The sequence below is a fragment of the Plantibacter sp. Mn2098 genome (assembly GCF_049319745.1).
Classification (GTDB): domain Bacteria; phylum Actinomycetota; class Actinomycetes; order Actinomycetales; family Microbacteriaceae; genus Plantibacter.
The window spans coordinates 255,616-267,736 of the sequence record NZ_JBMOUH010000009.1; the positions used below are offsets into that span (position 1 = coordinate 255,616).

Genomic DNA, 12,121 nt, shown 5'->3' on the forward strand with positions numbered 1-12,121 from the left:
CAGTTGCGCCGGATCGCGGCGACGTGATCGGATCGGATGTGCGTCTAGGCTGGGAGCCTGTCCTCCTCCAATCTACGTGGGGCCGGACCCTCCCGCTTCCCCTCCCTGTAAGACTTCGACACAGAGGTGCCAGCTGTGACCAGCTCCGCAACGCAAGCCGTCCCCGGGTCCCTCACCGACCGTTCGCCGGTTGTGAGCGGGGCCGAGATCGTTGCGAGCCTCCGTCCTCCCCGGCAGTTCCACGATGCGAGCTTCGACTCGTACCGTCCGGACGACGCGTTCCCCTCTCAGGCTGCGGCCGTCGAGAAGCTGCGTGGCTTCTTCGCCGCGAAGCCGGCGTCAGGCGGATTCTTCGCCCGCCGGAAGAAGACGGAGCCTGCGACCCCCGGCGTCTACCTCGACGGCGGGTTCGGCGTCGGCAAGACCCACCTGCTCGCGGCGCTCTGGCACGCGGCGCCCGGTCCGAAGAAGTATTTCGGCACGTTCATCGAGTACACGGCGCTCGTCGGCGCCCTCGGGTATGCGGCCACGGTCCAGGAGCTCACGGGCGCATCGCTCATCTGCATCGACGAGTTCGAACTCGACGATCCGGGCGACACGATGATGATGACGCGACTGCTGAGCGAACTCGTCGCGACGGGCACCCGCATCGCCGCCACCTCCAACACTCCGCCGAACGCGCTCGGAGAGGGCCGGTTCGCGGCCGCGGACTTCCTGCGAGAGATCCACGCACTGTCCGCGAACTTCGAGACGTTCCGCATCGACGGAACCGACTACCGTCGCCGTAGCATCGAGGGCCACGCCGTCTCGTCCTCCGACGAGGACGTCCGCGCCGAGGTCGATCGGTTCCTCGCTGACGGCCGCGTCGCGACCCTGGACGACTTCGATGCGCTCATCGGCCACCTCGCGACCGTCCACCCGTCCCGGTTCATCAAGATCATCGAGGGCGTCGACCTCATCGCGATCACGGGCGTCCACGAGCTGACGAACCAGAACGAGGCGCTCCGCCTGGTCGCGTTCATCGACCGCGTGTACGACGCGCAGATCCCGGTCATCGCAACAGGGGCGGCGCTCGACGAGGTGTTCGGGGGCGACATGCTGAGCGGCGGCTACCGCAAGAAGTACCTGCGGGCCATGTCCCGCATGATCGCCCTCACGGCGATGCAACGCGCCTGAGCGAAGCCGCAACGGGCTGCATCAGAGCCGCAACGGACCGGCTGAAGACCCTGCCGCAAGCGTCGGACGGACCGTCGAATCCGATTCGATGGCGATTCCGTGCGTCCCGAAACACGCTATTTACCTGCGCCGCCCTCACGTAACCGGCCCGAAACATCGCAACACACGCGATGAAATCTCACCCTCGCAGACTGGTCCCCGTACCGAACCCGAGTGGTGATGCCCGAGCATCCCGGAACCTCCACCACTTCGGTCATCCTTTGCAAGATCACGATGTGTGAGGAAATCCAATGGACACAGGCAGTATCGCTTGGGGAGTCGCAGCCACCGCACTGGTGCTGTTCATGACTCCCGGCGTCGCATTCTTCTACGGCGGCCTCGTCAAGGCCAAGAGCGTCGTCAGCATGATGATGATGAGCTTCGGAGCCCTCGGCCTCATCAGCGTGCTGTGGATCCTCTACGGCTTCAGCATGTCGACCGTCGGCAGCCCGCTCGACTTCGCCGGCAACCCCTTCTCCGACTTCGGTCTGACCGCCCTCGCCGGCGGCAAGGACGGCAACACCGGCCTCCTCGGCGCGACCTACGGCGCGACGTTCGCGATCATCACCGTCGCGCTCATCTCCGGCGCGATCGCCGACCGTGCCAAGTTCGGCTCCTGGATGATCTTCTCCGGGATCTGGGCGACGCTCGCCTACTTCCCGATCGCAGCATGGGTCTGGGGCGGCGGCTGGATCATGAACCTCGGCACCACGCTCTTCGGCAAGGACGCCGGCGTCGAGGTCATCGACTACGCCGGTGGTACGGCCGTCCACATCAACGCCGGTGCCGCTGCACTCGCCCTGGCGCTGGTGCTCGGCAAGCGCATCGGCTTCCAGAAGGGCATCACGAAGCCGCACAACGTGCCGCTCGTCCTCCTCGGCGCATCCATCCTGTGGTTCGGCTGGTTCGGCTTCAACGCCGGAGCCGAGTGGCTCAACGAGCTGCACAACGTCGGCCTCATCGTCGTCAACACGCTCGGCGCCACCGCTGCGGCCATCATCGGCTGGATCGTCGTCGAGAAGTTCAAGGACGGTAAGGCGACGTCAGTCGGTGCAGCATCCGGTGCGGTCGCCGGTCTCGTCGCGATCACCCCGGCCTGCGCGAACCTCACCCCGGGTTGGGCGCTCCTCCTCGGTGTCCTGGCCGGTGCGCTCTGCGCCATCGCCGTGGAGCTGAAGTTCAAGCTCGGCTTCGACGACTCGCTCGACGTCGTGGGCATCCACCTCGTCGGCGGCCTCTTCGGAACGCTCTACCTGGGCTTCTTCGCCACCTCGACGGGCCTCTTCGTCGGCGGCGGCTTCGAGCAGCTCGCGGTTCAGGCCATCGCGGCCTTCACGGTCCTCATCTACTCGTTCATCGTCGCCTTCGTGGTCGGCTTCGCGATCGAGAAGACGATCGGCTTCCGGATCAAGAACGAAGACGAGATCGCCGGCGTGGACACCTCCGTCCACGGCGAGGAGGGCTACGCGCTCGTCGACTAGACGGTACGAGCCGGAAGCGGGCGTCATCCTCGGGGATGGCGCCCGCTTCGTCGTGTTCGAGTGGGTCCAGTGCGTCCGCTGCGTCCCGGCGCGATAGTCTGCCGACATGGCTTCGCTTTCCCAGCTCCTGCGTCGAGTGGTGTCCGCGTTCACGCCTGCGCAGCAGCCGAGCAAGCGCCCTGCCCCGCAGCGTCCGGCATCACAGCATCGGGCGACAGCGGCAGCGGGGGCCGGGGGAGTCGCCGACGCCTCGCCAGGACAGCTCGGCCCCGATGCGACGACCGAGGTCGACCCGAAGCGGGTCGGGACCGTCACCCTGGACTACAACCCTGTCGTCGATGGGGATCCCGATCCAGGTGAGATCGTCTGGACCTGGGTTCCCTTCGAGGAGCGTGACGGTCGGGGCAAGGACCGTCCGGTGCTCGTCGTCGCGACGACGAAGAGCTCGGCGGTGCTCGCGGTGCAGCTGACGAGCAAGGACCACTCGCATCAGGGGGACTTCGTGCCGCTCGGAACGGGGTCCTGGGATGCGGCCGGGCGTCCCAGCTGGGCGAATCTGGATCGCGTCTTCCTCGTGCACCCTGGCGGGATGCGCCGGGAGGCGGCGGCGCTCGATGCGCGACGCTTCGGCATGGTCGCGACGGCGCTCAGGCAGCGCTACGGCTGGCGCTGACCGCCTGCATAAGCGACCGCGCACCTGCTGCGTCGCTCAGGCGTAGCGGTTCGTCCGCCGTGGAGCGGCGTCCCACGGCGTCGCCCCACGCTCCCAGGCGTCGGTCGGCTGTTGCGCTGGCTGTGCTTCCGGCCCTCGTGCCGGTACGGCCGCATCCGCCTCGGCAAGCGTGCGAAACCGCCCGATCAGTCGCCGATCTTCTGAGCGCTCAGCCCAGGTGACGCAGCGGAAGTACGCCGTGCCGCCGGCCGAGATGAATCGCCGGACCACGGCCGCCGGACGCGCGCGTTCTGCGCGCATCACGATCCACTCGTCGCGTGCGATCTGAATCGGCGGCCAGGCGCCGGCAGCGCTTCGTTCTGCCCCACTCATGCATCGAACATATGTTCGATAGGCGGCGATGTCAATCGCGGAGGAGTCGATATCCGATGAGCGGGTCCTCGATGGCGCGCTCAGAATCACCGGAGACGTCGAGATCCTCCGCACGGCTGAAGCCGAGACGCTCGAGGAGGACGGACGATGCCGTGTTGCGAGGATCGAGGTATGCGACGACCTGCGCGAGCCCGAGATCGTCCCACGCGAGTCTGAGCATGGCCTCCGTAGCCTCCCGCGCGAGCCCGAGGCCGTGATGACCGCTGTGCACGGCGTAACCGAGTTCTGCGACGCCCGCGGCATCGTCTGCCCGCTTGAGCACGACTTCGCCGATGACCGTTGCGGTGTCGGCGAGTTCCATCGCGAGTACCAGCCACTCACCCTCGTGCGCGACCTCGATCTGCGGGATCCGGAGTTCGAGCGCCTCCTGCGTCTGGGCCCGATCGCGGACGGGCCACGGCAGGAATCGTGTCACCTCCGGGTCGCTGTGGAACGCGAGCATGTCGTCGAGGTCGTCGAGCGCGTGCTGTCGGAGGATCAGCCGTTCCGTGCGGATGGGGGACTCGACGCGCCAGACGGCGGTCCGGTCGATGACGGGGAACAGCCGGTCAGGGAGGATGCGTCCCGCATCGTCGAGCAGCGTGTTCATGAGGGTTGCTGCGTCGTCGATGCTGATGAGCGGCGACGATTGTCCGGCCCAGAGGGACAGCAGATCACCACGGTTCTGCGTTGCGGCCGCCGCCCGGAACTGGCCGGTGAGCCAGTTCTGCACGGGGAACGGCGCCCGTCCGGTCTGTGCTTCGAGCTCCCGCACGACCCGGTTCGGGATGCCGCGCGCGAGGCGACCGCTCATGACCCGCGTGAGGACGGTGTGGCGGGCGTCGGGTGAACGCAGCGCCGCCCGATGGGCGTCGGTCGCCGCCGATTGGGCGGTCGCGAGGAACGCGGAGCCGATCTGGACGGCGTCCGCTCCGAGGACGAGCGCCGCGGCGACGCCACGCCCGTCCGCGATGCCGCCGGCCGCGACGACCGGTACGGAGACGGCGTCGCGAACCTGCGGCACGAGGGAGAACGTCCCGATCAAGGACTCCTCGGCGGGCCGGAGGAAGGACACGCGGTGGCCGCCGGACTCCTGCCCGCTCGCAGTGATCGCGTCGACGCCCGCGGCTTCGAGTGCGATCGCCTCGTCGACGGTCGTCGCCGTTCCGACGACCACGATGCCGGCCTCGTGCGCACGAGCGACCACATCGCCGGACGGCACGCCGAACACGAAGCTCACCACCGCCGGCCGCGCCTCGAGCACGGCGCCGAACTGCTCCTCGAACGGGGGCAGGTAGCGTTCCGGACGTGCGGGCGGCTCAAGGCCCGTCTCGTCGAAGTACGGGCGGAGCAGCTCCACGTACGCGTCGAACTCGGAATCGTCCGGGGCGACCGCCGCGTCTCCGTCGTGCGGCAGCCACAGGTTGAGGTTGAGCGGCTTCCCGGTCAGGGCACGCAGCCGCGCCCAGGTGCTGCCGATTCGTTCAGCGTCGTATCCGTAGAGTCCGAACGAGCCGAGGCCGCCGTGTTCGCTCACGGCCGCGGCGAGTTCGACCGAGGAAAGCCCGCCGAAGGGTCCGAGCACCACCGGGTTCTCGATGCCGAAGAGCGTGGTTGCAGCGTTCTCGCGCCAGGTCCGTCGGAAACGAGCTGTCATGCAGCAATGCTACTTGGAGCGTTCGAGGGTTCCGATCTGGGCGCCGCTCGCGTTGTACAGGGTGAGCTGCTGCTCCGTGTACGCGCCGGAGGCGGCGGCGGAGAGCCAGGTGTCGACGCCTTCGCAGAACATCTGCGTCGTCGCGATGGGACCGAAGGCGACCGTGTCTGCCTCGGCGGTCCACGTGCCGATGAGGCGGTTGCAGCCGTCCGTGCCCGAGATCGTCCCGTCCTCCGCGAGCGTGAGGTACGGCTGCCCCTGGACGTCCTCGGTGCCCCAGACGCCGACGACGCCGATCGCATCGCCGGCGCTCGAGTCGACGGTCGCCGCCGGGGACGAGGTCGGAGCGTCGTCGGCAGGTCCGGATGCGCAGCCGCTCAGCAACAGGGCAGCGACAGCGACCGCCGTGGTGATCGTCCCGATTCGGATGCCGCGCATGTCCTGCCCCATTCTGCGGCGGCCCGTGCCGCCAGCGTCAGCTCCGATGGTAGCGAATCGCGGCCGGAAATAAGCGACAGTCGTTGGCGAAAAAGGCGACCGTGCGTCAGACCGCTTCCTCGCGTCGAGTGATGTCGGTCACGTACGAGTGCCCCGTCGTCGGATGCTTCCGCATCGACAGCAGACGATCCATGTACGGCTCGAGCGCCGTGACCTTGTCGAGCGGTGCACCGATCACGAGCTGGAATCCGAGACGGAGCCACGCCGAGACCGCACGGCCCGCGAACTCGGAGTCCGCCTTGATGAATCCCTCGTCGAGGAACACGGGAGCGAACCTCGGGCGCAACCGCGACTCGTCGCCGAGCTGGTATCGCAGCGCCGCGCCGACGATGAACGCCACGAGCTCCTGCGTCTCGCCGCCGCTCTTGTCCCCGAGGGAGGAGTACACGCTCACGTCGTTGCCATCGGCGTCGTACCGCACGGCCGTGATGTCGACATGACGACGCACGTCTAGGAAGTAGTCGCGTCGGGAGAGCGTCGAACGGGCGGCATCGTCCACCGGGCGGATGGACGCCATGAACTCGCGCAGGCGCTGGAACCTGGCTTCGAGCTCCTCGTCGGCCAGAGCGGTCGTGACATCGCTCGACAGCCGCTTGAGCTCGCGGCGGAAGGCCGCGACGTCATCGCGGGCGACGCGGCGCAGCACGATCTTCAACCGGTCGTGGTTCGCGCCGAAGGGCAGATCGTGCAGGATGTCGTTGACCGGCACGAGGCGGTCCTCGATCTCCTCGACCGCGCTGTCGAACGCGCCGTTCAGCGGGACGAGGTCCTCGCCGCTCCACTGGGACAGGCGGCGTCGCCACTCCTGTCGGCGCTCAGGGAGCCCGGTCCCGACGATCGCGTCGAGGATCGCCCGGTAGTCGACGTACGAGTCGATCGACACGCCGAGGTTCGGGTCGGGCCAGTTCGACTGGAAATTCTCGAAGACGTTCTCGAGCGTCTCCTTCGTCCGGGACGCCCGACCGAGGGCTGACGCCAGTTCGTCACTCAACTTGGCCGTCAGCCGCTTGACCGTCTCGCCGAATCCTGCGAGGTCGTCGGCGTCCCCGACGCTGCGGAGCGCCGCCTCGATCCTCGCCGACTGCTCGTCGGTGATGTCGACGCCTTCCGCGCGGGCGACGCGGTCGATGACGTTCGTCGCGACATCCTGCTCGTCGACGAGCGCGCCGTGCTCCTCGCTCAGCGCCCGAACTCGCTCCTCCGCGAGGTAGCGCTCCTTGTTGGAGGCCTCCCGTTCGGCCTTGGCGGCGTCGGCCTCGTGCTGGAGGTCCCGCAGGACGTCGTTCGACTCCAGGAGTCTGGCATGGTCCGCCTGCGCGGTGCGCACCTGCGTTGCGGCGGTGTCGACGTCGATCGCGTCCCAGTCGACGTCGAGCCGGTACTGGTGGGCGTCGCGACGACGTTCGAGGGCCGTGAGCTCCGCCGATACGACCCGCTGGCGGTCGACGATCGATGCGAGCTGTTCGGCGACTCGCGCCGTGTCCTGCTCGATCGCGTCGAGCCTGGCCTCGTTCGTGAATCCGATGATGGGGGTCGCACCCGTCTCGCCATGCGATCCGCGCCTGCCGTCCCTGATCTGGCCGGCCAGGGTGATCTGACGAGCGTGGCCGTCGAGATCGTGCGCGTCTTCGACGCACCGCGCATCGACGCGCTCAGAACGGATGCGCTCCTGGATCCAGTCGCTGAACGGGGAGTCCTTCACCACGATCTTCCCGGAGAGCATCGAGCGGTCGCCGAGGCGCGTCTCGTGCGGCCGGAGCTCGACGCCCTCGAAGCTCAGGCGCGTCGGGATCCGCAGACCGTCGATGGCTCGACTGAACTCGTCGAGAACCTGCTCGTCGACGAGCAGGGTGCGAGCGAGTGAGAAAAGTGCGACCTCGGCCGCCGGCCGCCACCGCTCCTCGGCCGGGTCGACATCGATCAGTTCCGCGACGAACGGGAGTTGCTCCGCGGTCAGGCCGGCCGCCTTCGCGAGTTCGAGGCGGGCCTCGTGCAGGCGGTGGGGGACGGCGCCCTGACGGTCGGCGAGCGAGGTCTTCTCCTGGCGGAGCTCCGTGTTGCGCTGTTCGAGCGGATAGCCTTCGCGCTGGATCGCGGTCCGCTGCTCCTCGAGCGCGGTGCGGCGGTCCTCGTAGGCGTCGATGAAGCCATCGCTCTCCGCGCGTGCCGATGCGAACTCGGCACGGGTCGAGATCGTGTCGTCGAGCACTGCGGTGCGCTCGTCGAACACGGACCTGGCCTCGATCGCGGCGCGCTGCGTCGTCTCGAGGGCTTCGATGCGGTCCTCGGCGCGGCGGAGCGCGGTCCCGCCCTGGTCGGCGATCTGCGTTTCGAGTTCGCGGAGACGGACATCGGCGGCCGTCGTCCTGGCCTGGGCGGCCTGGAGGGTCGCGGCCGCCTCGGTGCGCGCCAGATGGTTACGGTCGACGGCCTCGTCCAGCAGGACCTCGTGCCGGCGGCTCTTCCAGAGGAGGAACGGCGTGTCGCCCTCGCGTGTGACGCCGATGCGATCGAGGTCCCGTGCGGCTTCGATCGCCTGGTGGTACTCCTCGTGGAGTTCAGGCACGCGCTCCAGGACACGCACCTTCCGCCCTTCGGTGTCCATCGCCTCGTACGCCTCGTCGAGCGCGCCGAAGTGCGTGATGGCGCGATCCGCGGCGTCGTAGGTGCGAGGCACTTCGAGGACCATCGACTTGTAGAGGCCGTCGACCGTCGGCATGTGCTGACCGGCCTGGATGCGCGCGAGCAGCCGCATCGCGCGACCGCCGTCGCCGCCGGAGCCGATGCCGAGGCGGGAGTACAGCGCGTAGGACAGCTCGGCGTAGGTGTCGCGCACGACGAGCCCCGGAACACGGCCCTGCAGTTCGCCCGCGTCGAAGCGGTTGGGGAGGAACGCTTCGAGCCTGCGCAGGTCGAAGGAGTCGTCCACGGTCGCCATCGTCATCGAGATGTCGCCGGTGCGGATGGCCCTGCGGGGGACGAGATAGGTGCGCAGCGCGGTGAATCGGCGTTCGTCGTCGTTGACGAAGGTCACGGCGACGGCGCCCCAGGTGGTCTGATCGGTTCCGCGGAGGTTGATGTCGCGGAGGGCTCCGGTCACGGGATCGCGCGTGGAGTCGACCTTGCCGCGGAGGTAGGTGAGCAGGTTCCGCTGTTCCGGACTCCTGGCGCGGCCGGTGGTCTGATCGTTCGAGGCGCCGTTGAAGGGCACGTCGGAGGACATCATGACCGCGAGATAGGCGTCCATGAGCGAGCTCTTGCCTGTGCCGGACGCACCGGAGATGAGGGTCGCGCCCGAGGCGAAATCGACTGAGCGATACCCGTCGAAACCGCCCCAGTTGATGACCTGGATCGTCTCGGCGCGCCACTGCTCGACGAGGTCGAGGAGTGCGGGTTCTGCGGGGGAGTGGCTCATCGCTCGTCGCCTTCCGTGTCATCGGCGGGGTCGTCGGAGGGGCTGTCGGAGATGACCTCGGTGGGGGCGGCGTCGGCCTGGGCGACCTCGGTCGCCTCGCCGGATGCGTCGCCCGTCTGGGCGTTCAACCACTCGAGCAGCTCGCCGAGGCGTTCGAGCGGGAGCAGGGTCTCGACGACGGGGGAGATGCGATGACGCCGCTGGTCCTTCGTGCGGAGGAGGACCCTCGCGGTCAGCAGCTTGTCGATCGCGCGCTCGACCCTGCCCTCGTCGCGTGAGCGGTCGGTCGCGTGGGCCGGCCGGAATCCGGCGACGTAGCCGAGCATCTCGTCGTGTTCGACGACGACGTTCTGCGCGCCGTTCGCACGTTCGCTGCGCAGGCGCGTGCGCAGGTAGACGAGGAGGATCGTCTCCTCGCGCGAGTACGCGGTGTCGTGCAGGAGCGTGGGGAACGGGCGTCTGCCGCTCTCGGACGCTGCCTGTCGTTTGAACGCGACATCGCCGTACCGGTCGACGTGGAGCTCCAGGAAGAGGTCGTTCAGGCGCGAGCGGAACAGGGTCTCTGATGCGAGCAGCGTCCGCCACTCCAGCGGGTGCTGCGATGCGCTGATGTACCGGTGCTTGAGGAGCGCGACGAGCGTGCGCCGCTGGTCGAGGTCGAGTCGGCCCTCGTCGCCTTCGAACAGCGCGAACGAGGTGTCGTCGATCTCGACGTCGGCAGCGCCCTCTGGCTGGTCGTCGTGCTGGTCGTCGTGCTGGTCATCGTTCGGCTCCTGGTGCAGGTCCTCGGCAGCATCGATGGTCGCGGTCGTGGGCGCATCGGTCGTCACGTCGTCCATGTCACTCCGTTTCGGTGTCATCGAGCAGGGCTCGCAGGTCGTGGTGGTCGAGGGGGATGTCCGGGAGCTCGAACACGACCCGCGTCCCGTCCGGACGGATGGCCGTGTAGCCAGCGCGGTCAGCCGGCCGATCGAAGGCGTCGATGCTCGTCGCGATGTGCAGGAGTCCGAACAGCTCGACCGGGCGCCGCAGCTCGTCCGGGAGCGTGTCGAAGACGTCTCTCGTGGAGGTCGTGGCCGTCTTCTGCCCGGCGACAGGCGCAGAGAGCGCCGCCGAGAAGGCCTCGCGCATCTCGGACAGGAGCGGTCCGCCCTGGGTGCGGAGCTCCTCGAGTGTCATCGGTTCCGGTACGTCTTCCGGGTCGTTCGCGATGCCGGCGGGGACGACGTCCGCATCGGGGTCGTGAAAGCGTTCACGGAGATGCTCGACGTCGATCGACTCCGGAAGCAGGGCGACGGGGACCGATGCGCGGGGGCCGGCCGTCTGCATCCAGGTCGCGAGGGCCTGGTTCAAGGAACGCAGCGTCGTGTCGAGTTCCCGGTCGTGGATGACGTCGTGATGCACGATGTGGTCGCGAAGGGTCGAGGTGAGGCGTCTGCGCTGCGTCAGGACGTCGTCGATGCCCTGACGGATGATGCCGACCGCACCGCGGAACCCGCGCTGCTCCGTCATGGGGATGTCCGCCGCGAACGGGTGCTGCAGGATCGTGTGCAGGTCGCCCTTGAGGTGTTGCAGGAGCTCCTCGTTCCGCAGCAGCTCGAACGCGCCCTCGAATGCCTTGCCCTCCGCTGTCGCGCTCATGAGTTCGTCGGTGCGGCGCAGGTACTCGTCGAGGATCTCGCCGATCGGACGGGTGTCGTTGCGGAAGTCCTCGATGATCTCGCGGTGCATCGTCACGACCGACTCCTCGACGCGCTTGAAATCGCTCGGGAGCTGTCTGATGAGGTCGGCGACGTTCGCGTAGCCGTCCTGCATCTGGTCGGCGCTGACCGTTTCGAGGTCGCCGCCGGCGGCGAGACGGTCGCGCTCGGCCGTCAACTCCGCGATCTGGGCGTCGAGGCGACGGACGTGCTCGTCGCGGTCGGGACTCGCCTTGAGCGCCCACCGCCGCACGGAGTCGAGGATCATCGCCAGGCGGGACTCGCTGATGAGGGCGCGGTCCTGCGAGAGGCCGTCGATGAGGGAGAGCGCTTCGAGCGCGTGCGAGGTGAGCGAATACTGCTCCTCGCCGTCGTCGGTGCTCGTGCGGACGAGCCACTGGTCGTGCACCCACTCGCGGCACAGCGCACGACCGCTGCCACGATCCTGAGCGCCGAGCGGGATGCGCGCGCCGCGCACGGCGAGCTGCGCGCAGTACTCCTCGACCTGCAGATGGAAGCGGTCGGCTGGGACGTACTGGACGTCCCTGCCGAATGTCACACGGAAGATCGCAACGAGGACGGGCGATGTCGGCCGGCTGAGGAGACTGATGGCTGGACGTTCGAGCGCCTCACGGACACGGGCGAACTCGCCGTCGATCTCACCCAAGGGGCCTCCAACAATCGCGGGTCGAACGGATTCCGGAGCGGATCCGCGTGCTCCACAACGACGAAAGCCCCGGGAACCGGGGCCTGATGGTGGGCGATACCGGACTCGAACCGATGACCTCTTCCGTGTGAAGGAAGCGCGCTACCAACTGCGCCAATCGCCCGCAGGTTGACCGTTCGGAACAACCGCGATTCACGATACTAGCCGATCTTTCCCACCCGGCGCACATCGAGGCGATGACACGCCCGAACCTCCGAGTCCAGGCGCTCGGTTTGAACATCTGCCCCCGGATCGGTTAGAGTCGTTCCAGCACGCAGCAATGCGAGCTGAAATGCGGATGTGGCGCAGTGGTAGCGCATCACCTTGCCAAGGTGAGGGTCGCGAGTTCGAATCTCGTCATCCGC

The 12,121-nt window shown here is 68.2% G+C and carries 9 protein-coding genes and 2 tRNA genes; 4 read left to right on the forward strand and 7 right to left on the reverse strand.

Annotated elements, in window-relative coordinates:
- Positions 1-135 precede the first annotated feature (135 nt).
- The 3 genes from zapE (at position 136) to ACL9RL_RS15505 (ending at position 3,369) form a co-directional block, all read left to right on the forward strand.
- Entirely contained in the window at positions 136-1,176 is a 1,041-nt protein-coding gene (zapE, locus tag ACL9RL_RS15495) for a cell division protein ZapE (protein WP_422781168.1), read from the forward strand.
- Positions 1,177-1,466: 290 nt separating this feature from the next.
- Positions 1,467-2,696, forward strand: coding sequence for an ammonium transporter (locus ACL9RL_RS15500; RefSeq protein WP_422781169.1), 1,230 nt, complete (start codon positions 1,467-1,469; stop codon positions 2,694-2,696).
- A 106-nt stretch (positions 2,697-2,802) separates the two neighbouring features.
- A complete protein-coding gene (locus tag ACL9RL_RS15505) occupies positions 2,803-3,369 on the forward strand; it encodes a type II toxin-antitoxin system PemK/MazF family toxin (protein ID WP_422781170.1) in 567 nt (188 codons plus the stop codon).
- 36 nt (positions 3,370-3,405) lie between these two features.
- Here the strand turns inward: ACL9RL_RS15505 and ACL9RL_RS15510 are convergent, their stop codons facing one another.
- The 7 genes from ACL9RL_RS15510 to ACL9RL_RS15540 all read right to left on the reverse strand — a co-directional run bounded on the left by ACL9RL_RS15510 (position 3,406) and on the right by ACL9RL_RS15540 (position 11,880).
- On the reverse strand, positions 3,406-3,741 hold the full coding sequence (locus ACL9RL_RS15510; protein WP_422781171.1) for a hypothetical protein: 336 nt from the start codon (positions 3,739-3,741) through the stop codon (positions 3,406-3,408).
- Between the two features lie 31 nt (positions 3,742-3,772).
- Complete coding sequence (locus ACL9RL_RS15515; RefSeq protein WP_422781172.1) at positions 3,773-5,437, reverse strand: GNAT family N-acetyltransferase; 1,665 nt, start codon at positions 5,435-5,437, stop codon at positions 3,773-3,775.
- A gap of 9 nt (positions 5,438-5,446) precedes the next feature.
- Positions 5,447-5,875 (reverse strand): META domain-containing protein, encoded by a 429-nt coding sequence (locus ACL9RL_RS15520; protein WP_422781173.1) that lies wholly within the window; start codon positions 5,873-5,875, stop codon positions 5,447-5,449.
- 106 nt (positions 5,876-5,981) lie between these two features.
- Positions 5,982-9,350 carry an ATP-binding protein gene (locus ACL9RL_RS15525; protein WP_422781174.1) on the reverse strand — a complete coding sequence of 1,123 codons (3,369 nt, stop codon included), beginning with the start codon at positions 9,348-9,350 and terminating at the stop codon, positions 5,982-5,984.
- On the reverse strand, positions 9,347-10,189 hold the full coding sequence (locus ACL9RL_RS15530; RefSeq protein ID WP_422781175.1) for a DUF4194 domain-containing protein: 843 nt from the start codon (positions 10,187-10,189) through the stop codon (positions 9,347-9,349). Before ACL9RL_RS15530 ends, ACL9RL_RS15525 begins: the two co-directional genes overlap by 4 nt.
- Before the next feature lies 1 nt (position 10,190).
- Positions 10,191-11,717 (reverse strand): DUF3375 domain-containing protein, encoded by a 1,527-nt coding sequence (locus tag ACL9RL_RS15535; RefSeq protein WP_422781176.1) that lies wholly within the window; start codon positions 11,715-11,717, stop codon positions 10,191-10,193.
- An 87-nt stretch (positions 11,718-11,804) separates the two neighbouring features.
- Positions 11,805-11,880: transfer RNA gene (locus ACL9RL_RS15540), tRNA-Val, on the reverse strand.
- Positions 11,881-12,050: 170 nt separating this feature from the next.
- On the opposite strand from ACL9RL_RS15540, the gene ACL9RL_RS15545 reads away from it, so the two are divergent.
- Positions 12,051-12,121, forward strand: a tRNA-Gly gene (locus ACL9RL_RS15545).